At 61.8% G+C, this 21,659-nt stretch carries 19 protein-coding genes; 12 read left to right on the top strand and 7 right to left on the bottom strand.

All coding sequences use genetic code 11. The features are described 5' to 3' along the window. Window positions 1–52 precede the first annotated feature (52 nt). Together ACFWEM_RS03270 and ACFWEM_RS03275 are read left to right on the top strand one after the other, a co-directional pair. Window positions 53–898: an alpha/beta hydrolase gene (locus tag ACFWEM_RS03270; protein ID WP_378531128.1), complete on the top strand. Its 846-nt coding sequence runs from the start codon at window positions 53–55 to the stop codon at window positions 896–898. A gap of 25 nt (window positions 899–923) precedes the next feature. Continuing rightward, window positions 924–1,997: a VIT1/CCC1 family protein gene (locus ACFWEM_RS03275; RefSeq protein WP_378531130.1), complete on the top strand. Its 1,074-nt coding sequence runs from the start codon at window positions 924–926 to the stop codon at window positions 1,995–1,997. Between the two features lie 8 nt (window positions 1,998–2,005). Here ACFWEM_RS03275 and ACFWEM_RS03280 read toward each other — a convergent pair whose 3' ends face one another. Both ACFWEM_RS03280 and ACFWEM_RS03285 read right to left on the bottom strand, forming a co-directional pair. After that, window positions 2,006–3,838 (bottom strand): APC family permease, encoded by a 1,833-nt coding sequence (locus tag ACFWEM_RS03280; protein ID WP_378532720.1) that lies wholly within the window; start codon window positions 3,836–3,838, stop codon window positions 2,006–2,008. Between the two features lie 94 nt (window positions 3,839–3,932). Then, window positions 3,933–5,144 (bottom strand): DUF2254 family protein, encoded by a 1,212-nt coding sequence (locus ACFWEM_RS03285; protein ID WP_378531132.1) that lies wholly within the window; start codon window positions 5,142–5,144, stop codon window positions 3,933–3,935. Between the two features lie 117 nt (window positions 5,145–5,261). Here ACFWEM_RS03285 and ACFWEM_RS03290 point away from each other — a divergent pair, with 117 nt between their 5' ends. Beyond that, window positions 5,262–7,628: an arylsulfatase gene (locus ACFWEM_RS03290; RefSeq protein WP_378531134.1), complete on the top strand. Its 2,367-nt coding sequence runs from the start codon at window positions 5,262–5,264 to the stop codon at window positions 7,626–7,628. A 47-nt stretch (window positions 7,629–7,675) separates the two neighbouring features. Then, the gene (locus ACFWEM_RS03295; protein ID WP_153211511.1) at window positions 7,676–7,813 is read left to right on the top strand and encodes a hypothetical protein; all 138 of its coding nucleotides are present in this window, start codon (window positions 7,676–7,678) and stop codon (window positions 7,811–7,813) included. 7 nt (window positions 7,814–7,820) lie between these two features. Here the strand turns inward: ACFWEM_RS03295 and ACFWEM_RS03300 are convergent, their stop codons facing one another. The 3 genes from ACFWEM_RS03300 to ACFWEM_RS03310 all read right to left on the bottom strand — a co-directional run bounded on the left by ACFWEM_RS03300 (window position 7,821) and on the right by ACFWEM_RS03310 (window position 11,612). After that, window positions 7,821–9,476 carry an FAD-binding dehydrogenase gene (locus ACFWEM_RS03300; protein ID WP_378531136.1) on the bottom strand — a complete coding sequence of 552 codons (1,656 nt, stop codon included), beginning with the start codon at window positions 9,474–9,476 and terminating at the stop codon, window positions 7,821–7,823. Further along, complete coding sequence (locus tag ACFWEM_RS03305; protein WP_378531138.1) at window positions 9,473–10,138, bottom strand: TetR/AcrR family transcriptional regulator; 666 nt, start codon at window positions 10,136–10,138, stop codon at window positions 9,473–9,475. Before ACFWEM_RS03305 ends, ACFWEM_RS03300 begins: the two co-directional genes overlap by 4 nt. 142 nt (window positions 10,139–10,280) lie before the next feature. Next, window positions 10,281–11,612: an MFS transporter gene (locus ACFWEM_RS03310; protein ID WP_378531140.1), complete on the bottom strand. Its 1,332-nt coding sequence runs from the start codon at window positions 11,610–11,612 to the stop codon at window positions 10,281–10,283. Window positions 11,613–11,769: 157 nt separating this feature from the next. Here ACFWEM_RS03310 and ACFWEM_RS03315 point away from each other — a divergent pair, with 157 nt between their 5' ends. From ACFWEM_RS03315 to ACFWEM_RS03325, 3 genes are all read left to right on the top strand, one after another. After that, the gene (locus tag ACFWEM_RS03315) at window positions 11,770–12,933 is read left to right on the top strand and encodes an LLM class flavin-dependent oxidoreductase (protein ID WP_378531142.1); all 1,164 of its coding nucleotides are present in this window, start codon (window positions 11,770–11,772) and stop codon (window positions 12,931–12,933) included. Window positions 12,934–13,083: 150 nt separating this feature from the next. Beyond that, a complete protein-coding gene (locus ACFWEM_RS03320) occupies window positions 13,084–13,620 on the top strand; it encodes a hypothetical protein (protein ID WP_378531143.1) in 537 nt (178 codons plus the stop codon). Window positions 13,621–13,707: 87 nt separating this feature from the next. Next, a complete protein-coding gene (locus tag ACFWEM_RS03325; protein WP_378531145.1) occupies window positions 13,708–14,340 on the top strand; it encodes a hypothetical protein in 633 nt (210 codons plus the stop codon). A 10-nt stretch (window positions 14,341–14,350) separates the two neighbouring features. Here the strand turns inward: ACFWEM_RS03325 and ACFWEM_RS03330 are convergent, their stop codons facing one another. Then, window positions 14,351–14,866 (bottom strand): CGNR zinc finger domain-containing protein, encoded by a 516-nt coding sequence (locus tag ACFWEM_RS03330; RefSeq protein ID WP_378531147.1) that lies wholly within the window; start codon window positions 14,864–14,866, stop codon window positions 14,351–14,353. Window positions 14,867–14,891: 25 nt separating this feature from the next. On the opposite strand from ACFWEM_RS03330, the gene ACFWEM_RS03335 reads away from it, so the two are divergent. From ACFWEM_RS03335 to ACFWEM_RS03350, 4 genes are all read left to right on the top strand, one after another. Beyond that, window positions 14,892–15,083 carry a hypothetical protein gene (locus ACFWEM_RS03335; protein ID WP_378531149.1) on the top strand — a complete coding sequence of 64 codons (192 nt, stop codon included), beginning with the start codon at window positions 14,892–14,894 and terminating at the stop codon, window positions 15,081–15,083. Window positions 15,084–15,186: 103 nt separating this feature from the next. Further along, window positions 15,187–16,794 (top strand): AMP-binding protein, encoded by a 1,608-nt coding sequence (locus ACFWEM_RS03340; RefSeq protein WP_378531151.1) that lies wholly within the window; start codon window positions 15,187–15,189, stop codon window positions 16,792–16,794. A gap of 127 nt (window positions 16,795–16,921) precedes the next feature. Next, window positions 16,922–17,206, top strand: a complete 285-nt coding sequence (locus ACFWEM_RS03345; RefSeq protein ID WP_378531153.1) for a hypothetical protein — start codon at window positions 16,922–16,924, stop codon at window positions 17,204–17,206. A 37-nt stretch (window positions 17,207–17,243) separates the two neighbouring features. After that, complete coding sequence (locus ACFWEM_RS03350; RefSeq protein WP_378531155.1) at window positions 17,244–17,975, top strand: hypothetical protein; 732 nt, start codon at window positions 17,244–17,246, stop codon at window positions 17,973–17,975. Between the two features lie 18 nt (window positions 17,976–17,993). Here ACFWEM_RS03350 and ACFWEM_RS03355 read toward each other — a convergent pair whose 3' ends face one another. After that, complete coding sequence (locus ACFWEM_RS03355; protein ID WP_378531157.1) at window positions 17,994–19,949, bottom strand: ABC1 kinase family protein; 1,956 nt, start codon at window positions 19,947–19,949, stop codon at window positions 17,994–17,996. Between the two features lie 351 nt (window positions 19,950–20,300). Between ACFWEM_RS03355 and ACFWEM_RS03360 the strand changes: the two genes are divergently transcribed. Beyond that, a complete protein-coding gene (locus ACFWEM_RS03360; protein WP_378531159.1) occupies window positions 20,301–21,629 on the top strand; it encodes a hypothetical protein in 1,329 nt (442 codons plus the stop codon). The last annotated feature ends 30 nt before the right edge of the window (window positions 21,630–21,659 follow it).

A 21,659-nucleotide genomic window follows, 5' to 3' on the forward strand; every position in this document is an offset into this window, starting at 1 on the left:
GGATCTAGCATGAGAAATGACCTGTCCGGATCGCGACCACCGGGAGTAGCGCATGTTCACCTTCACCAGCGACGACGGAGTGGTCATTCATGTCCACGAATGGCCCACCGAGCAGGAACCTCGAGGGGTTGTTCAACTCGCGCACGGTATGGGTGAGCACGCAAAACGCTACGCACACGTTGCCGAAGCCCTGAATGCTCGCGGTTTCCACGTCTACGCGGCGGACCACCGCGGCCACGGTGAGAGCATGCACGCCGGCCCAGGCAACATCGGCGACGACGGCTGGAACCGCTTGGTTACAGACATGGTGACCCTCACGGGCATCATCCGCGACAAACACCCCGGCCTGCCCGTCGTACTGCTCAGCCACAGCCTCGGTTCGTTCGCTTCGCAGCAGTACATCCTCGATCATTCGCACCTGATCGACGCCGTCGCACTGTCGGGGACCACCGCGGTCGATCAACTGATCGAGAGCCTCGTCAACGACGGCCCGGACGTCCTCGCCCAGTTCAATGCGGAATTCGAACCGGCCCGTACTCCGCACGACTGGCTCAGCCGTGACGAAGCGCAGGTGGATTTGTACATCAACGATCCGCTGTGCGGTTTCAGCCTGGACGACGCCGGCATGGGTGGACTTATCGCAGCGGGACCGAGGTTCGTCGACGTCGAGGGCGTGCGACAAGACCTTCCGATCCTGGTCTTCGTCGGCACCTCGGATCCTCTCAACGCCGCACTGAGCCGTACCGACGTCGCAGTCGAACGGTACAACTCGGCGGGGATCGAAGACGTCACCTACTACACCTATCCGGGTGCCAGACACGAGATCTTCAACGAGACCAACCGCGACGACGTCATCAACGATCTGACGACGTGGATGGACCGCGTACTCGAAGCGTGACCGCCTCACCGGAAAGGGGAACACGATGTCCACAGTTCCGGCCGCACGACCCGATCCAGACCCGCGAGATGTCAAGCGCTGGAGACGATACCTCGCCGACGAACAAGCCGAGGCCGCCGTCTACCGAGACCTCGCGAGTAGGCGCAGCGGCGAGGAGCGCGAAATCCTTCTCGCACTGGCCGACGCGGAGGGGCGACACGAGGCGCACTGGCGAGCGCTACTCGGCGATCACGTCGGCAAACCACTTCGCGGCGATATCCGCACTCGGATACTGGGCTTTCTGGCCAGGCGCTTCGGCTCCGTCTTCGTGCTCGCTCTTGCGCAGCGCGCGGAGACGCGATCCCCGTATCCCAACGACGCCGACGCGACTGCATCGATGGGCGCGGACGAGAAGATCCACGAAGAAGTGGTGCGGGCCTTGGCCACTCGGGGTCGGAACAGACTTTCGGGGACGTTTCGTGCCGCCGTTTTCGGGGCCAACGACGGCCTGGTCAGTAATCTCGCTCTCGTACTCGGCATCAGCGGTAGCGGCGTCTCCAACCAGATCGTTCTGATCACCGGCATGGCCGGGCTTCTGGCCGGCGCCCTGTCGATGGGCGCCGGCGAGTACGTTTCCGTCCGCTCGCAGCGAGAGTTGCTGGAAGCGTCCAATCCTGGTCCCGCTGCCAGCGAAGCTGTCGGCCTGCTCGACGTCGACGCCAACGAATTGTCCCTGGTCTACCGGGCCCGCGGCATGTCCGCCGAGGAAGCGGACCAGCGCGCCGCCGAGGTCCTCGCGAACAGCACCTTCGGCTCCGCGGACGTTGTCGACGACCATGAAGCCGTCGGAACCGGGTTGGGCGCAGCGGCGGCAAGTTTCTGCTTCTTCGCCTCGGGCGCAATCATTCCGGTGTTGCCGTATCTGTTCGGCCTGGAAGGCATGACAGCCCTGATCGTCGCGTCCGTGCTCGTGGGGATCGCGTTGCTGACGACGGGCGTTGTGGTCGGGTTGCTGTCGGGCGGGCCGCCGTTCAAGCGGGCCCTACGCCAACTTGCGATCGGCTACGGCGCTGCCGGCGCGACGTATCTGCTCGGCATGTTGTTCGGGACTTCGCTCTGAGCGTCTGCTTACGCGCGTAGGGCGGGATCGCGGTGAGCCGGATCGATCCGAACCGGAATCTGGCACACCACGGCCTCGGTGTGTTTGCGCAGTGCATGAGCGATCTCATCGGTCCGTTGGCTCGGGAGGAACCGGTGCCATCTGGTCGCCGGGTCGATGGTGGCGACGACAACAAAGGTCTCTCGGTGGGGGAAGTGTGTGCGGATGTATCGAGCGAGGGTATTCCCCACGGAATTCTCGGTGTCCTCGATGACGATCAAACGCGAATTCGGGTGTCGGGCTTGCCATCGGCGGGTGAAGTCCGTCGTAGATTCGTGGGCCAGGCAGACTCGAATTGCGATGGGCTGCGAAGACATCGCTGTTGCCGCGGCCATCGCGCGGGTGGAGAGCGACGTAATTTCGGACACGGGTACTAGAACCGCTGGTTTGTATCCGATAGACAGAGAATCGTTCTCACCCTGAACGGTTAACCGAGTACCGATATGTGTGTACGCACCGCGGATGCGTTCCATGCCGAGGACGAGCGCAGGGAGCGCGAGAGCGATCAACCAGGCGCCCTCGGTGAACTTCATGGCGGTTGTCACCACTGCTGCGATCGAAGTCAACGCAGCCCCGAAACCGTTGAGCGCTAGGCGCCACTTCCAGCCCGGCGTCTGTTCGGCGAGCCAGTGGCGCACCATGCCGAACTGCGCGAGCGTGAATCCGATGAACACACCGATGGCGAACAGCGGCACCAAGGTGTTCATGTTTCCGCCGGATCCGATGAGCAGGAGAGCACCGACGCCACCGAGCGACAAGACGCCGTACGTGAAGACGTCGCGCGTCGACTTCCGGCTGAAGCGGTGCGGGAGCACGTTGTCGTCGGCGAGGATCCGCATCAGGTTGGGAAGTCCGCCGTACGAGGTGTTCGCGGCCAACGCCAACAGAATCACGGTGGAGAATTGGACGACGTAGTAGCCCACACCATTTCCGAGGGCAGCGGAAGTGAGTTGCGACAGGACCGTTGTTCCAGGGACCGGTGCGAGTGAGAACTTCTCGATCAACACGGCAAGGCCGATCAGCATGGTGCCCAAAAGGATTCCCAGAGCTACTTCGGCACGCTGAGCGCTACGCACGCGAGGCTTCTTGAAGCTGGGTACCGCGTTGGCGATGGCTTCGACTCCGGTCAATGCGGCGCAACCACTCGAAAAGGCTTTGAGCAGAAGGAGAATGCCGATCGTGTGTGCGTTGTCGACGACAAAGGGAGCCGTTGCGGCGGCAGGGTTTTCCCGAAGCAGTCCGGCACCGATCACCGTGAAGATGCTGACGACAAAAACCACGGTGGGCAACATGAATACCCGCGCGGAATCTGCGATGCCCCGCAGATTCAGTGCCGTGATGCCGCCGAGTATGGCCAGTGCGATCCAGACCGTATAGGGGAGAAGTGCGGGGAAGGCGGAGGTCAGAGCCGCGACACCGACTGCGATCGATACCGCGACGTTGAGGGTGTAGTCGACGATCAACGACGCGGCGGCGGTCAAACTTGCCCGCGGGCTCAGATGCTTCTTTGCGACGGCGTAGGCGCCACCGCCTTCGGGAAATGCGGCGATCACTTGGCGGTACGACGCCACCAGGACCACAAGCAGCACTGCGATGGCGATTGTCACCGGCACGGTGAACCCGATCCCTGCGCCGCCGGCGAGGGCCAACACCAACACGATGGCTTCTGGCCCGTACGACACCGAGGCCATCGCGTCGAGCGAAAGCCCTGCCAGTCCGGTTGCGACGGAGAGCTTCTGATTCTCTGGCCCACGGGCCGGGCGGGTCGTCGACGATATGACTCCACGGTGTCCGAGTATCACTGCATGTCTCACCGAGTCAGTATCGTCATTTCCCGTAGCTCTGAGACTGATCTTGACGATGCTTTGACGCGATGGCCCGCAAATCTGTACGGGTTCACAACGGGGGTTCGAGTCGCGGGAAGCCTTGTGACAGCTGATCAATCCAGCGAGCGCGCTTGGCGAGAATATCGCGGTTCCGAGACTCCGATTGGGCGGCGACGTGCGAAAGTAGGTCGCGAAGTCGGCCCAGAACGAGTGGCGAGTTCGATGCCGAGGCTATGACGTCGTCCAGTCCGGTTCTGACGAAGCTCGTGAAGTCGGGCAGTGGAATCACCACACGCAGATCACCACGCTCGTCGACGGCCCGGATCGAATCTGCGCGTACGGAGGCCACTAGAGAGAGGAGGTCCTCGATCTCGTCCAGAGCCTGCACGGCCGTCGCAGGATCGTTGATAGCGGGTGAGAGCGCTCTGAGCGCGATGTCAGCCAACAACCGAATCGCGAGTAGGGGGTCCTGGGTGAAGGTCCGCTCACTCCCACTGACCAAGGCGTCAAGGATCGTGTTGGCGGGCATGGGTCCGCCGTAGACGTCGGCGAGCGGCAATCCGTCTCGCAGCGTGCTACCCGGCGACACTCGGAGGACCACCATGGATCGGCAGTTCCGAGCGTTCTGCAGCAGATCTTCGACGAGGATCTGCTGCAGAACGGCCGGCGGTCGATGCCACTCGATTGTCGTGATCACCGGAAGTGTTGGTAGAGGAGGCAACTCCAGATCGGTGGTGGGGTACACGGCGGCGAAGACTGCTCGGCCACGACTCGAGATCGTGGTCAGTACAGGAGCCAACTGGATGGCCGAGAATGCGCGCAGCTGGAGCAGTCTGATCAGCGTCAGCGTGGCCAAGAGTGCCAGCACTGCGAGACTTGGCACGATCACGGACACGTCCGTTTCGTTGCTGATGGCGAGCGCCGCCGTGATGTCGAAAACCGACTGGCCTATTGCAAAAGCAAACGTCCGCCACACGATGGGGTCGTCGCGGAATAGCAACAGGCGAGGAGTGAAGGTAGTCGCGGCCCATTGGACGACAAGAAACAGCAGCGAGAAGATCACTGCCACTACACCCAATAACCCCAGTCCGAGGGCAACGAGCATTTCGCTGACCTGACGGGCTGGAATCGTCGGGCCGCTCCGGATATACGGCATTGCCAGTCCGGCAGCCAGTCCTATGACGACGCACAGGATCTGGGTCAGGCCCGCACGCACACGGCGCCGGGGGACGAGGAAGGCATGCCCGATCGGGGTGGGAGCGAAACGTCCGGGCTGATCCACACTTCAAGCCTCCACGCTGCGGCGATGGTGCGCCTTCACCCGAAACGGATGATGTCGACGTCGTCGTGGTCCTGAAACGCTTGAAGGAGCCATGTGAGAGACAGAAGGCGAGACGTCATGACGGATCCGACAGGCCAGAGCCGCGCTGTACTACCGATCCCGGATCGACAACATCTTGGTCTGGTGACGTACGACGCGAAGGATCCGGACACGGAGTTTCCGCCGATCACTCCGCTACTGCCGCCGGCCGGGGCACCCAATGTTCTGGTGGTGCTGTTGGACGACGTGGGGTACGGGGCGAGCAGTGCTTTCGGCGGACCAGCGGACACACCGACCGCTGAGCGATTGCAAAGTAATGGGCTCACGTACACGCGGTTTCACACGACTGCGCTGTGCGCACCGACCCGCGCCGCTCTCCTGAGTGGGCGCAACCACCATTCGGTCGGAATGGGCTCGGTCACCGAAACCGCGACCTCGGCTCCTGGTCTTTCCGGTCTGCGCCCGAATACCAAAGCCGCGCTGCCGATGACGTTGAAACTCAACGGATACTCGACGGCGCAGTTCGGCAAGTGTCACGAGGTGCCGCCGTGGCAGACCTCCCCGGTGGGACCGTTCACGTCGTGGCCGACGGGAGAAGGCGGATTCGAGCACTTCTACGGATTCATCGGCGGGGAGAACAACCAGTATTACCCGGCGCTGTATGAGGGCGTCGCGCCTGTCGAGCCGGACAAGACACCGGAGGAGGGTTACCACCTCACCGAAGACCTTGCCGATCACGCGATCGACTGGGTTCGCATGCAGAAGTCCTTGGCTCCGGACAAGCCGTTCTTCGTCTACTTTGCACCCGGCGCTACCCATGCGCCGCACCATGTTCCGAAGGAGTGGGCCGACAAGTACGAGGGCCGGTTCGCAGGAGGTTGGGACGCTCAACGCGAATCGATCCTCGAGCAGCAGAAGCAGCGGGGAGTCGTTCCCGCGGATGCGGTCCTCACCCCGCGACCCGAGGCCATTCCGGCGTGGGAGGACATGAGTGAGGCGATGAAGCCCGTCCTCGAACGCCAAATGGAAGTCTATGCAGGATTTCTCGAACATACCGATTTCCATGTCGGCCGACTTGTCGATGCGATCGAAGAACTCGGGGCTCTCGACAACACCCTCGTGTACTACATCATCGGCGACAACGGAGCGTCCGCAGAGGGGACGATCAACGGAGCCTTCAACGAGATGGCCAACTTCAACGGACTCGCCGCCATCGAGACGCCGGAGTTCATGGCGGAAGTGAAAGACAAGTTCGGCAGCAAGGACGCGTACAACCACTATTCCGTGGGGTGGGCGTGGGCAATGTGTACGCCGTATCAGTGGACGAAACAGGTTGCGTCGCATTGGGGTGGCACTCGCAACGGGACGATCGTGCACTGGCCGGCAGGGATTCGGACCAAGGGTGAGACGCGGTCGCAGTTCACCCACGTCATCGACGTCGCACCGACGATCCTCGAAGCCGCGAAACTACCGGAACCGACTTTTGTCAACGGCGTCCAGCAATCGCCCGTCGAGGGGACCAGCATGGTCTACACCTTCGACGACGCCGAAGCCCCGGAACGCCACGATCTGCAGTACTTCGAGATGGCCGGCAATCGCGGTATCTATTACAAGGGTTGGAGTGCGGTCACCAGGCACAGCACTCCGTGGCTGTTCGCGGAGGTACTCCCCGCTCTCGACGACGACGTCTGGGAACTCTACGACGGGTCACAGGATTGGACGCAGTCCAAAGATTTGGCGGCCCAGATGCCGGAGAAACTCGCTGCACTGCAACGTTTGTGGTTGATCGAAGCGGTCAAGTACAACGTGCTCCCCATCGACGACCGAAGATTCGAGAGGTTCAACCCTCACATCGCGGGGCGCCCGCAGTTGGTGTCGGGGAACAGACAGGTTCTGTTTCCCGGAATGAAGCGATTGAGCGAGCACAGCGTGCTGAGCATCAAAAACCGATCGTTCAGTGTCACTGCAGCTGTCGACGTCGCGGATGGCATCCCAGCAAACGGTGTGATGATCGCGCAGGGAGGCAGGTTCGGGGGCTGGGCACTCTACGCGCGGGAAGGTCGCGCCAAATTCGTCTACAACCTGCTCGGCATGACCGAGTTCGTCATCGGATCCGACATTGACATTCCGGCAGGATCACATCAGATCAGGGCTGAGTTCGCCTACGACGGAGGTGGTCTCGCGAGAGGCGGCGGGGTCACGATCTATCACGACGGTCGCGAAGTGGGCTCGGGTCGCGTCGATCAGACGCAACCGATGGTCTTCTCCGCCGACGAGACTACCGACATCGGTGACGATTACGGCATGCCTGTCAGTGTTGATTACAGCGGCGCAACCACATTTAACGGCCGCATCGACGTCGTGCAGATAGATGTCGGTGACGACGACCATACCCACCTGATCGATCCGGAGGAGGTGGCGCGAGTGGCGGTGTCCAGACAGTGATTCCACCGACAAGAACAGCAGTCGCCATCTCCTGAGGGAGGATCGCAATGCCGACCGTCATCCGAACTGTTCACGATCTGGTTCGCCACGCGCGCGGACCGACGCACCATCACCACCATCAATCCGTGCACGAGGCGCGGCGAATGCGTGCCCACCACATTCTGGTCACGCATTCGCTCGCCTGATTTCGGGCTACAGGTCGCGCGCCAATGCTCGTCCGGCTGCGCGGCCCGAGAAGATACAGCCACCGAGGAAGGTCCCTTCGAGCGCGCTGTAGCCGTGGACTCCGCCGCCGCCGAAGCCTGCGACCTCACCGGCCGCGTAGAGGCCGTCGAAGACACTGCCGTCGGCCTTGATGACCTGCGAATCCAGATTGGTCTCCAAGCCGCCGAGTGTCTTGCGGGTGAGCAGGTGCAACCGGACCGCGATCAGTGGTCCGTTCTTGGGATCCAGGATCTTGTGCGGCGCAACGACGCGCACGATTTTGTCTGCCAACAGATTACGTGCACCGTGGATGGCGGTGACTTGGAAGTCCTTGCTGTACTTGTTGTCGACTTCGCGGTCGCGGGCGATCATCTCGCGCTCGATGTCCTCGTAGTCCAGGAGCGGTTCGTCGGTGAGGGCGTTCATGCCGTCGACCAGATCGCGAAGGTTGTTACGCACAACGAAGTCGGCGCCCTTCTGCTTGAATGCTTCGACCGGTCCCGGCGCGCCCTTCTTGATTCGTTCGAGGAGGAGCTTGAAGTCGCGATTGGTGAAGTCAGGGTTCTGTTCCGATCCCGAGAGTGCGAACTCCTTCTCGATGATCTTCTGGTCGAGGATGAACCACGTGTACTCGTGACCGCTGTCCAGGATGTACTTGAAGGTCCCCATCGTGTCGAAGCCCGGGAAGTTGGGGGCCGGCAGACGCTTGCCGGTGGCGTCGAACCACATCGAGGACGGTCCTGGGATGATGCGGATTCCGTGGTTCGGCCAGATCGGATTCCAGTTCTGGATGCCTTCGGTGTAGTGCCACATGCGGTCGCGGTTGACGATGTTTCCGCCAGCGGATTCGGTGATTTCGAGCATGCGCCCGTCGACGTGCGCCGGTACTCCCGTCAGCATGTGCTTCGGAGCCGTGCCGAGTCGCTCCGGCCAATTCTTCTTCACCAGTTCGTAGTTGCCGCCGATACCGCCGGAGGTCACCACGACGGCCTGTGCGGCGAACTCGAACTCGCCGACGGGGGTGCGTGAGCTCTTCACACCGCGCAGATCACTGGAAGGTTCGAGGACGGTTCCTCGTACACCGGTGACCGCGCCGTCGGTGACCACCAACTGATCCACCTGGTGGCGGTGCTTGAACGTGACCAGCCCACGTTTCTGGGCAGCGATGACCTTGGTCAGAAAAACGTCGACGACACCTGGTCCCGTTCCCCAGGTGAGGTGGAAGCGCGGCACCGAATTACCGTGTCCGAGAGCCATTCCGCGTCCGCGTTCGGCCCAGCCGACGTTGGGCATCAGGCGAAGGCCCAGATCGTGCAGGTACTGACGCTTGTCTCCGGCTGCGAACTCGACGTATGCCTTGGCCCACTGACGCGGCCAGTGATCTTCGCGGTCGCGGTCGAATGCGGCAGTGCCCATCCAGTCCTGCATGGCTAACTCGAGGGAGTCCTTGATGCCGAGCCGGCGTTGTTCGGGGCTGTTCACCAGGAAGAGTCCGCCGAGAGACCAGAATGCCTGCGCACCGAGGTTGGCAGCGTTCTCCTGTTCCACGACAAGGACTTTGCGGCCGGCGCGGGTCAGTTCGTAGGTGGCGACCAGTCCCGCCAGCCCTGCCCCGACAACGATGACGTCAGCTTGTTCGCTCACGACAGCTCCTCTTCCGATTGGTTGTTCTGGATTATTTCGCTGTAGGACAGCAGAATTCGAGTGAAGATATCGCGGCGCAACGCGAAGGCCGCGTTGGTGTCGGTATCGACGAGGCACTGCACGCTGGTGCCGTCGTGTACGGCGACCAGCGCCCGTCCCAACGACGTCGGGTCACCGACGATTTTTCGCCCGACATCGCTGAGTGCGGCCTCCACGATGGGAAGCAGCGTTCGAAGGATTGCGTCTTCGCGATCGGCGAGGGCTTTGCGAAGTGCCGGGTTGCGGAGTGCGTGGGCAGTGAACTCGGCGTTGATTCGGTACCACTGCGGGTCGACCGGAACCACCGCCACGATCCGGGCCACGGCGGCATGGATGTCGACGGTGTTCCCGGCGGTGATCGATTCCGTCGCCACCCTCAGGTCGGCGAGCATCGCTGCAGATCGCTGCTCCCACATCGCGAAGAACAATTCGTCGAGTGAGTCGAAGTTGGAGTAGAACGCGCCTCGGGAGTATCCGCCGCGTTCGCAGATCTGCTCGACGGTGGCGTGTCCGAACCCGGCTGCGGAGAAGACGTCCGCGGCCGCATCCAGGAGGCGCTGCCGGGTCTGACCACGGCGTTTGGTGACACGCTTGGTCGGCGAGTTGTCCGTTCCAGTCGTCATCGGTGCCTCCGTCGGGATGGAACCCAAACGATACACCGATGTATCCGATGCGTGGGCGTATCTCGATCCGTATCTACTTGTCCGGTATTTCTATGGATATCTAGCAAATATGCAAGAGATAGAGATATTTAGATGTCATCCACTACAGGTACAGATCACGCTTCCTGATCGCCGCAGTGGCGACGACGCTGATCGCCGAGGTGGCCACCAGATATCCACAGGCCAGCCACGGCGAACCGCCGGTGGCGCCGATCAGTGCAGTAAGGATCAGGGGAGTGACGCCGGAGGCGTAGATACCCGAGAACTGGTAGACGACCGACAACCCGGTGTATCGGATTTCGGTGGGGTACAGGCTCGCGTAGAGCGTTCCCTGGGCTCCGTAGAACAAGGCGTGAATCACTCCGAAGACCACGATCATCGCGAGTCCGAAGAGCAGAAGGTTTTCGGTCCCGAACAGTGCGAAAGCGGGGAAGATCGCGAGTCCGTACGCGGCGATGCCCACGATGTAGACCCGTTGCGGACCGAACCGATCAGTGAACAGGCCGGAGAACGGCAGCAAGATCGCCATGACAACTGCTGCGACAGTGACCACGAGGAGTACGGGGACCTTTTCGAAATGCAGAGTCTTGGTTGCATAGGTGATTGCAAAGACGCCCCAGGTGTTGAAGGCGGCGCCCTCGCCCCAGCGAGACAGCATGCCCAGTACGGTGTTTCGTGCAACCCTTCCGTGGAAGACTTCCTTGAGCGGTGCGGAGGAGCGTTGTTCGAGGTCGCGAACCGCCTGAAATGCCGGCGTCTCGTCGACCTTCAATCGGACCACCAACCCAACGATCACGAGCACCAAGCTCAGAACGAAGGCTATGCGCCAGCCGAAACGGAGAAACTGTTCGTCGTCGAAGACCGTTTGAAGTAGCGCGAACATTTTTGTGCCCAAGGCCAACCCGAGAGCCAGCCCGATCTGCGGGATGCTGCCGAACAAGCCGCGCTTCTTCTCCGGACTGTGTTCCACCGCCAGAAGAACAGCTCCGGCCCACTCACCACCGAGTGCAAATCCCTGCAGGATTCGAAGCAGCAGAAGCAGAATCGGTGCCACGACGCCGATTTGAGCGGCCGTTGGAAGAACACCCATGAGCGCCGTCGCGATACCCATGATGAACATCGTGAGAGCAAGCGTTTTCTTGCGCCCGATGCGATCGCCGATGTGACCGAACACCACTCCGCCGATCGGGCGAACGAGAAAGCCGACCGCGAAGGTCGCAAAAGAGAGCATGGTCCCGACAAAGGAACTCTGGTTCGGGAAGAACAGTTGGTTGAAGACGAGGCTCGCGGCGGTCGCGTAGAGGAAGAAGTCGTACCACTCGACCGTCGTGCCGAGCAGGCTTGCGGCGACGACGGTTCTCAGCCTGGAACGTCGCTCATCGTCGGTTTCGTTCGAGAACGGTGAATTGTGCTCGACTTCGGCAAACGTAGTCATCGGAGCCCCCGGGTAGCGGTGCAAATTCACGAACGTATCGCCGGGACTGAAAGTGGGCACCCATAGAGATCAGGGTGATTTCAACCCTGTTCTTCGAGGTGGAGTGTGGATGTAATGACAGAAGAGTTCTGCCTGTTCGTCGACGAAAGGAATCCCCGTGTCACTGCGCTTCCACTGGTTCTTGCCTACTTATGGTGATTCTCGGAATCTGATGGCGGGTGGGCACGGTAGCTCGATGTCCGGTGATCGTCCGGCGACGCTGAAGTACCTCAATCAGATCGGTGCGGCCGCAGAGACGAACGGCTTCGAAGCAGTCCTCACGCCCACGGGCGCGTGGTGCGAAGACGCATGGCTGACGACGGCGATGATGGTCGAGACCACCGAGACGCTCAAGTTTCTGGTTGCTCTGCGCCCGGGATTGCTCAGCCCCACGTTGGCTGCCCAGATGGCCGCGACCTTCCAGTGGCAGTCGGGCGGTCGCCTGCTGCTCAACGTCGTGACCGGTGGAGAGGACCACGAGCAGCGCACGTTCGGTGACTTCCTCGACAAGAACCAGCGGTACGCACGTTGCGGCGAGTTCCTCGACGTGATCCGCCAGCTGTGGTCCGGTAAGGGGCCCGTTGATTTTTCCGGCGAGTACGTCAACGTGGAAAAAGCTACGCTGCAGCGTATTCCGGATCCGGTACCGCCCATCTTCTTCGGCGGATCCTCGCCGGCAGCCGGAACCGTCGCTTCGCGTTACGCGGACACCTACCTCACCTGGGGTGAGACGCCGTCCGCCGTCGCAGCCAAGATCGCCTGGATCCGCGACCTCGCGGAAGTTCAAGGACGCCACCTCGATTACGGAATCCGTCTGCACGTCATCAGCCGGGACACCTCGGAACAGGCGTGGGCAGAAGCGGATCGGCTGCTCAGTGCGCTCGACCCGGCGACCGTCGAGCAGGCTCAGGCGAGTCTTGCGCGATCCGGCTCCGAAGGTCAGCGTCGGATGCTCGAATTGCACGGCGGCGGTTCGGCTTACAAGGAGGGTGTCGGAGCGAGGTCGCTGGAAATTGCGCCGAACCTGTGGACCGGCGTCGGATTGGTCCGAGGGGGAGCGGGTACCGCATTGGTCGGTTCGCACCAAGAAGTGGCCGATCGGATTGCCGAGTACGCGGCGATCGGCCTGGATCACTTCGTACTGTCGGGTTATCCGCATCTCGAAGAGGCGTATCAGTTCGGTGAGGGCGTGCGTCCGATCCTCGAAAAGCGTGGATTGGTCGCACCGCTCGGATCGGCAGGCGGACCGGTGCGTACGCCCTTCGTCTCCAGCGGGAATTGAGTCGAAGCGCGAGCTCTTCGAGAAGGGGACGTTTGTCCCGATTTTTCGAGCATGACCTCCAGGCGGGACCATTGGGCCATTTCGGGCGCTAGATCCGATCTAGGCTGCGCACTGTTGCCGAACTCAAGGCGCAGTACGAAAGGATCCTCGATGAAGCTGGGCACGAGTGGAGTACGTCGCGTAGTGGGGACCGTGGCGGTTGCCGCTGCCACTGCGGCCGGCGTAGCGATGGTCAATCCTGCAACTGCGTCGGCCGAGGTGCTCCCGCCGGTCGTCTCGTACAAGGTGACCGGAAACGATCTGGCACTGACGATCACGAACAACAACACGGGCATTGCCCCGTTGTGCCAGGCGTTTGTCGTCAATGCCGCGGATTCTGCTGCCGTGCTTGACGATCCGTTGAAGCTGCTCGATCCGAACCTTGTGGTGTACCCCAAGATCACCGATCCGAAGTCTCTGTTCGCCGTGGGCAAGGGGCAGACGGTCACCAATACCGTGACCGATGTTCCGGACGGGACTTACGCGGTGCTCGGTGCCTGCTCCGATCTTCTCGATCTCGAGACGTTGGGTAAGCCCGTTCCTGGCGTGCCGAGCCTCGTTGTCATCGGTGGACCGTTCAGCGGCATCAATACCGGAAGCCTGAGCGACCTGTTCGGCAGCGGCAGCCTCGAAGGACTTTTCGGGTAGCTCAGCGTCTGTCTCCCCAAATTTCCGACTGAGCGGTCTATTCTTCAGGCATCTGGTGATCTGACCGACTTGCCTGGAGGTTCGGAAATGCGCAGTCGTGGATTCATACGAGCTTGCGGAAGCATCGCTGCGGCGTCGGCCGCCGTTGTGGGAATGGTTGTGATGTCTCCGGCGACGGCGTCGGCAGCACCGGCGATTCTCCCGCCGCCGGTGTCGGTGAGCGCAGCGGACAATGCGATCACCTTCACCATCACCAATCCGAATCCGCGGTTCAGCTTCATCAACTGCACGGTGGCGATCCTCAATGCCAGGGATGTCCCCGACGTGATTCGTGACCCGGCAAAACTGCTCCAGCCTGGCGTGCTGGTGTACCCGACTGTCAGCAACATCCGCGATTTGTTTGCCGTCTCGCCTGGCCAGACGATCACTCGGACCGTCGGTAATCTGCCCGCTGGGGTCTACGCCGTCGCGGGAGCGTGCGTTCGACTCCTCGATCCCACCAATCCGACTATTGCCATTCCGCAGGCCGTCGTGGTCGGCGGTTGGTTCGAGGGCGCCGGAACCGGAAGTCTCTCAGGTTCTTTGGAGGATCTGGGATACAACACGGTCCAGGACTTGATCGACGCGTGGAATCGAATCAGCTCGGGTAGCAGTAGCGGCAGTTTCCAGTTCGACTACCAAGGTGGCTCGGACTTCGAGGTGGTCGGTCCCGCGTCGTAGTCGGTACGGCTCACTTGCGCGCGCGGTGGCGTCGCACCGCGTCGCGATTCGCACACGTGGGGGAGCAGTACCGCTGATTGCCGTTGCGTGAGGTGTCCGCGTAGATGTTGGTGCACTCGTCCAGGGTGCATCGACCTAATCGGTGCATACCGCGGCCGACGAGGTGCAGCGCCGTGCCTACCGAGAAGAGTGCCTTGAGGACCTCGGCGAGCGACTGTTGCGGATCGCGGTAGTGCAGATGCCACCCGTCGTTGGCGTGGTTGGTCATGCGCGGATACGCCGACGCTTGCTCGAGCATGACGTTCACCAACTCGGCGCGGGCAGCCTCGTCCGTGACGTCGACGATCTTCGACCACTCGATCAGGAGATCGAGGGTCTCGTCGAGATCTTTCTCGGCGATGGGGAAATCGAGAATGATGCCCGCGTCGACGCAGCGTTCGACCAACTCGGCCAAGGACGCGGGATTTCGATTGGCCAGGTCGGCTGCCAACGTCACCGCATATTCGCCGTAAGGGTTGAGATGCACAATGCCATTACATCATGCTCGTTGCATGAAGAAAACAGAGATCACGCCGATCGGTTGCATCCATCGCTGGGAGGTCGAATCCCGGCATCGGACCAGCGAGGGGACGGTCACCTACCTGCGCTGCCATTGCGGGTCGTGGCAGACCTTGCTCGCCGAATGGGTGTCGGGCGGTGCGGGCTCGGCCGTCGCCGCGCCGATCAAGGTCAGGTCCAGGTAATGGTCAGCTAATCGTTCCGTTTTGCCTCGGACTGCATGGAACGTGTTCTAGATTCAGGGTTGTATGCCTCGATATCGCGGCGCAGACTCTGAAAGGGAAGACGATGCAGTTCAACCTCGCTGATGTATTCGAAACCGTCGCCAGCTCGGTACCTGATCGCGTCGCCTTGACTTACGAGGGAGAGAACTTCTCCTACGCTGAGTTGGACGCGGAGGCCAATCGAACCGCCAACCTGCTCGCGCAAGCCGGTATCTCGCGTGGTGACCACGTGGCTCTGTTCCTGAAGAACAGCGTTGAACATGTCACGTCGATCCTCGGGTTGATCAAGATCCGCGCGGTCCCGATCAACGTGAACTACCGGTACACACCCGCCGAACTGGAGTACATCTTCACCAACTCCGACTCGGTCGCGGTGGTCGTGGAACTTCCCGAACATCAGCGTGTCCTTGCTTCCCTTTTCGGTGCATGCCCGAAGGTGAAGACGGTGATCGTGATCGGCGAGATCGAGGCCGAACTGGTCGCTGCCGCGAATGAGCACGAAGTTTCCGTGGTTTCCTTCGACGACGCGCGTGAACAGTCGCCAGTGGGGGAGTTCGACTCTCGTTCGGGCGACGACGTGTACCTGCTCTACACCGGCGGGACAACCGGATACCCGAAGGGCGTCATGTGGCGTCACGACGACTTCTTCCGTAAGCCGCTCTCCGGCGGAAATCCGTACGGAGAGGGAGCGCGGCAGGACCTCGCCGAGATTGCCAGTGCTGCAAAGGAATTTCCGGAGCTATCGTTCCTCATTGCCGCCCCGCTGATGCATGGCGCCGCGTTGTACTCGCTGTTCACCTTCCTCACCCTCGGTGCGCGGGTTGTTCTACGACGAGAATTCGACCCGGCGAAGGTCGTCGAAGCGATCGAGAAGGATTCGGTACAGGTGATCTTGATCGTCGGCGACGGTATGGGACTGCCGTTGGTCGACGAGATGGAACGACGCAAAGACGAGGTTGATTTCAGCACCCTGTTCTCGATCACCTCGGGTGGCGCGATCTGGTCCACCAGCGTCCGGGACCGCATGCTGGCGGTGAAGCCGGACCTGCTGTTGCGGGACAACTTCGGAGCCTCGGAGTCAGGTAACGACGGCGCCTTCGCCATCGACGAGGCAGGAAATCTGCGAATGCCGCCCTCGCCGAACATGATTCTGGTCGACGAGCGTCTCGAAGAGATCCCAGCCGGCTCCGACGATGTGGGATACATCGCTCGCATCGGAAACGTCCCGCTCGGGTACTACAAGGACGAGGAGAAGACCGCCCGGACGTTCCCGACCCGCGCCGATGGCACCCGTCTTTCGGTGCTCGGAGACATGGGCAAGGTGGAAGCGGACGGCACCATTGTCTTCCTCGGCCGTGGCTCACAGTGCATCAACACCGGCGGCGAGAAAGTATTCGCCGAAGAGGTCGAGGCCGCCCTTCACGCGCATCCGGCGATCTCCGACGCGCTTGTTGTCCCCGCACCCGACGCGCGCATGGGGCAGCAGGTTGCCGCGGTGATCGCGACCTATCCCGAGTCTGACGAGCTGACTCTCGAAGCGGTTCAGGAACATTGCCGTAAGACGTTGGCCGGCTACAAGGTGCCGCGCACGATCGTGCTGGTCGACGAAGTCAAGAGGACTCCGGCCGGCAAGGCGGACTACCGCTGGGCGACGACACTGGCGTCGTCCTAGCAGTGTGGAGTGATCGGTGACGACCTTTCACATGGATTTCACCACGACATAAGGGACGTACCGGAAAGATGGCGCAGAGTAAGTCGTTCGCGCCTTGCGTCGTCACTCCACGAAAGGGTCTTTTCACATGCTCATCATCGGAATACTTCTGTTCGGAATCGTCATCGGAGCGGGAGCCCAGTTGATTCTGGGACAAAGGGCCGCACGGGTGGATTGGACCTTCGCGTTCATCGCGGGAATCGGTGGTTCTTTGGTCGGCGGATTGCTCGTGAGTCTGATTGCAGGCGACGGATTATCATTGCGCCCGAGCGGCATCCTCGGGTCCCTCGCCGGCGCTGTCATCATCACCGCGGGCTGGCAGTGGTACCGCCGGAAGAACGCAACTACAGCTACCCGTCCGTCTGATCACTGATTCCTCAGTTCCGTCAGGGGACGGAAAGCGACGAGACATGAACGAACTGCTCGATGAAGTTCTCACCGCACATGGCGGAGTCGAACGTTGGCAGTCAGTTTCAGCGATCACGGCACGGGGACGTTTGGGCGGTCTGCTGCCTCAGCGCTTCCCCGGCAACAAGCTGGCGAAGTTCACGGTCGAGGTTGAAGTCGCCGAGCAACGCACTGTCCTCCAAGACTTTCCGTGTGTCGGCGAGTACGCTGTGTTCGACAAGGGCGTCGTGCGGATCGAAACTCGTGACGGCGAAGAACTCGGGAGTCGAACCGACCCACGTCCAGAGTTCTTCGGGTTGAGTGGAATCCGGCGCAATCTTCACTGGGACGCGCTCGACACCGCTTACTTTGCCGGCTACGCCTTTTGGAACTATCTGAACGCACCGCTGCTGCTCGCCCGCGACGACATCACTGTCACCGAAGCCGAACCTTGGCAGGAATCCGGGCAGCAATGGCGACGACTACAAGCAACGTTCGCGCCGGCGATCGATACCCATTGCCGGCAACAGACCTTCTACGTCGACAGCGGTGGCCTCATCCGCCGCCACGACTTCGTCGCTGAACCTGTAGGAAAGTGGGCCAAAGCCGCCCTTTACTGCGACCAGCATCGCCAGTTCGACGGCCTCACATTCCCCACTCGGCGCCGCGTGCTTCCGCGGGGCCCAGGTGGCCGTGTCCTCTCGCGGCCGACGCTTTTGGCGCTCGACTTCGACGATATCGAGATCAAGCGATGAACACTTCTGAGCTATTCGTTACCTGTTGTCGAGGGTGAACAAGCGGAACACGGTCCGCATGCACAGGACGACCCCTACGAAGCCCAGTACCGCACTCACGAGCGCATAGCTGGACAACTGAGGTGTGAGCTGTGGTCCACCGGGAACGAACAGCAGGATCGCCGCGACTATCAGCGCAGCAACGCCAGCCGCCATTCCCAGGGCGTTGTTCGCCGACCGTCGGAGCCACCGCCTGTCGTCGGGGTGTGCGATGGAGCGGGTACGGAGTGTGAAGCTTCCCGACGCCAGTGAGGTCGTGATCTGGTCGAGCTGACCAGGCAGCCGCCTGACCACGGCCGTTGTGACCGCAATCGTCGACAGCATCGCCTGCGCCGCTGCGGTGGGGCTGGCGACCTGGGTCAACAGTCGGGGTACTTCGGCGCGCACCGCGGAGACGAGGTCGATGTTCGGATCCAGAAGCCGGAGGGCGCGTTCCACCGACGCGAGTGAACGGAAAGCTGCTGCGACGTCTCCAGGCACACCTATTCGGTGCTCTCGAAGCACGGTGAACATTCGCGCGAACGATCCCATGGAAACATTGGGCGCAAGACCGAGAAGGGTGATCTCGCGGCCTACTTGGTGACGCAGCGCTCCACGATCCACGTCGTCAGGCACGTCGAATGCCATCAGCATCGCGTCGACTGTTGCCACCGGGTCACCTGCCAGTGCAGCATTCAGGAGTACTGCGAACAGGATCCGTGTCTCCCCGTCCAGAACACCGACTGCGCCGAAGTCGAGTAGGCCGACGCGTCCGTCGTCAAGGATCATGATGTTGCCGGGGTGCAGATCGGCGTGGAACACCCCGTGGACGAAGATCCCGTCGAGCAGCGACGCAAGTAGCTCGTTCGCAATTCTGCTGCGGGAGTAGACGTCGACGTCGGTGAGCGCTGCCTCGCCGTCGGAAAGCGGTATTCCGTCAAGACGTTCCATCACAACCACTCGCCCGCTGCTGAGTTCGGGGTAGATGTGCGGAACGACAATATCTGGTCGGCTCGCCATGGTGGCGGCAATCGTGGCGGTGTTCGCGGCCTCGGTACGGTAGTCGAGCTCTTCGAGCAGCGACGTGACGAGCCCGCCGGCGAGTCGATGAACGCCGATATCGCGTGCCCAGGGAAAACGGGTTTCCGCAAGGGATGAAACGCGGAGGAAGATATCGCAATCCACGCTCACCTGTGCGCTCGCCTCGGGTCGTTGAACCTTCACAACCACATCGACGCCGTCGGTGGTGCGCGCGGAATGTACTTGTGCGACAGAGGCGGCGGCAAACGGCTCTGCATCGAACCGTGCGAACACCGACTCGGGGGTGTCGCCGAGTTCCGATGCCAGTAGCTCCGCAATGCGGCCTGGATCAGCCGGGCGTGCCGAACTTTGCAGAGACGAGAGAGTGCGAGCCAGCTCAGGTGGTATGAGGTCGTCTCGCGTGCCGAGGATCTGTCCCAGCTTGACGAAAGTGACGCCGCACCGGTTGATCACTTCCACAAGCGCGTCCCCGAACTGAGGCGCGGACGGCCCGGCACGGAGAGCCGGCCCGCCTCCCGCTCGCACGACGATGCCCGTGATCTGGACGTACCGTTTCGTCCGTCGCCAGGATTTGCGGCTGCGCCGCAATGCTTCTGACGGGCCCGGTAAGGACCCCGTAGGAACGACAACTTCGAGGAAGACCAGTACTGCCAGGCAGGCCGCGAACACCCAGAGTGCGACAACTCCGAAGAACGTGAGCGCTACTCCCACGCTCACCAGAAGTTGATCGTCCTGGCTGGCAATTCCTGCGAATGTCGCGGCGTAGCCCGACAAGGGGACACCCACCGAGAGCGCTATCACCGCGACCACCAGTGTTCGCGGCCAACCGACCCTCGTCCCCAGCGTTCGTCGCATGACGCCCGCAAGCGCTGCTGCAAGAAATGGCGTCGTGACGATCCAGACCATCAAGTCCATTGCGATAGCGTACGGGTTTGCAATTCGCGATTCATCCAGGAAAACCCTGAACCCTACCCCGACTGACGGGTAACAAGTTCGACAATGACCAAACGTCGAACATGCTCGGGCACTTCGGAGTTCATTCGCCTTGACGTCGAATCGTCCTGATCGAACGTCCAAAAAGAAGATAGTGACACCGCAGCAAAGAAACAATCACAGCGCACGGTGCGCTCAACCCTCGATCGCAGTGGATTATCGTCGAGGAGTTGCGCGATCGGCAGCCCTGAAATCGAACCAGTCGGGCGACCGTTGCGGTACACGATGCGGTTTCGCTGGTACCGTCGATGTCATGACTCTGCAGAAAGGCGCATGAGCGCCCACCTCCGGCGTAGGTTCCTGCGCCCTCGATATGTCTTCTTCGCCGCTGCTCACCTGTGGGTGGTCGACGAGCATCAACCCGTTGCGGCACTGATTGATCCGCACACAGAATCGTTGGCGGGGTTGGTGGCGTGGACCGATCTTCCTCCGACCCCTCCGGGATTCGGCCCAGCACAGATCTCTGCCGACGAGTCCGGTTTGTGGATACAGAATCACCGCGACGGCCCTTTGGTTCACGTCGGTACCGACGGCATCGACCGGTCCGAATACACCGAAGGGCACCATCTGATCGGCGCGGGACGCGCCGGCGCCTGGTGTATGACGACTACACGTCGGCACAATGACATCTCACCCTCGCCGGATATTCCGCCACGGACGCGGCGGCGCAAACCGGCGCTGCTGGTGAGCAAGCCGGGTGGTGGGATGCGTCGGGTCGAAGTGGATGCCGCGGCGATCGTGTCGGCCGAGTTCGACGAATCGTCGCTCTATCTCGGTGTCGAACACGATCCGTGGGAACGGGTGCCGCGTGTGGACGGCACGGGAGGAAAGCGGGCAGGGTTCGAGTTGCGTTACAGCTCATCGGTATTGCAGATACCTCTGCATGATCCGGCCCCGCTGCGCATCGACCGCGACACCTACCTGTGCGCGGAAGATCGGCAGGTCGGGCACACCAGCGAGTATGCGGATAAGTACTACAACGAAAACCATCGCCGCAAGCGCGCATTCGATGGCAACGTGCGCTGGTACTGGGGCAAAGACCCCATTACGCGTGGCGCCACAACTGTACGGGCCTACCGTGGTGAGGCTTCGTCGCCGGCGACGACCTTGCTGCTGCCCGGGATGGATGTCGCGCACGGGGTCGCAGGGGGCGGGAGGCTGTGGTTGGTTGCGAGGACCGCTACCCGTCCTGCCGTCGGTCGGTCGGTACTTTCCACCGGGGTCGATGGCGGGATCCATTCGCTGATCACCGGTGGCATCGACATCACCGATCGGTGCTGGCCTGTCGGTCCCGAGCCACTCGACCATCACGGGTACGTGCAGTACTGCCTGCGCGGTCTCGACCGAATGCGGTTCTCGGACAAAGTCGACCAGGTGAGCGCCACGTACGTCGGCCACTGGCCGAGCGGCCGGATCCATGTCCGATTCCGCCATCGTGACTACCCCGGACTGATGTTGACAGCTCGGCTGAATCTGTACGACGAGCAAGGTGTTCGTCTCGACAATCTCCTGTCCTACGCCTCGGCAGAGTTGCGGGAACAAGCCGACACCTGCGCCTACCCCGCGGCTTCCGAAGCGATCGCGGGAGTCCTACATGTCTGAGCTGAGCGGCGCAGGCGATCGGGCCGGAAA

It is taken from the genome of Rhodococcus sp. NPDC060176 (assembly GCF_042728675.1).
Taxonomy (GTDB): domain Bacteria; phylum Actinomycetota; class Actinomycetes; order Mycobacteriales; family Mycobacteriaceae; genus Rhodococcus_F.

Coding starts and splice junctions, on each gene's coding strand:
- ACFWEM_RS03270 (WP_378531128.1), top strand. CDS start 53: ATGTTCACCTTCACCAGCGACGACGGAGTGGTCATTCATGTCCACGAA.
- ACFWEM_RS03275 (WP_378531130.1), top strand. CDS start 924: ATGTCCACAGTTCCGGCCGCACGACCCGATCCAGACCCGCGAGATGTC.
- ACFWEM_RS03290 (WP_378531134.1), top strand. CDS start 5,262: ATGACGGATCCGACAGGCCAGAGCCGCGCTGTACTACCGATCCCGGAT.
- ACFWEM_RS03295 (WP_153211511.1), top strand. CDS start 7,676: ATGCCGACCGTCATCCGAACTGTTCACGATCTGGTTCGCCACGCGCGC.
- ACFWEM_RS03305 (WP_378531138.1), bottom strand. CDS start 10,138: ATGACGACTGGAACGGACAACTCGCCGACCAAGCGTGTCACCAAACGC.
- ACFWEM_RS03310 (WP_378531140.1), bottom strand. CDS start 11,612: ATGACTACGTTTGCCGAAGTCGAGCACAATTCACCGTTCTCGAACGAA.
- ACFWEM_RS03320 (WP_378531143.1), top strand. CDS start 13,084: ATGAAGCTGGGCACGAGTGGAGTACGTCGCGTAGTGGGGACCGTGGCG.
- ACFWEM_RS03325 (WP_378531145.1), top strand. CDS start 13,708: ATGCGCAGTCGTGGATTCATACGAGCTTGCGGAAGCATCGCTGCGGCG.
- ACFWEM_RS03335 (WP_378531149.1), top strand. CDS start 14,892: ATGAAGAAAACAGAGATCACGCCGATCGGTTGCATCCATCGCTGGGAG.
- ACFWEM_RS03340 (WP_378531151.1), top strand. CDS start 15,187: ATGCAGTTCAACCTCGCTGATGTATTCGAAACCGTCGCCAGCTCGGTA.
- ACFWEM_RS03345 (WP_378531153.1), top strand. CDS start 16,922: ATGCTCATCATCGGAATACTTCTGTTCGGAATCGTCATCGGAGCGGGA.
- ACFWEM_RS03350 (WP_378531155.1), top strand. CDS start 17,244: ATGAACGAACTGCTCGATGAAGTTCTCACCGCACATGGCGGAGTCGAA.
- ACFWEM_RS03355 (WP_378531157.1), bottom strand. CDS start 19,949: ATGGACTTGATGGTCTGGATCGTCACGACGCCATTTCTTGCAGCAGCG.
- ACFWEM_RS03360 (WP_378531159.1), top strand. CDS start 20,301: ATGAGCGCCCACCTCCGGCGTAGGTTCCTGCGCCCTCGATATGTCTTC.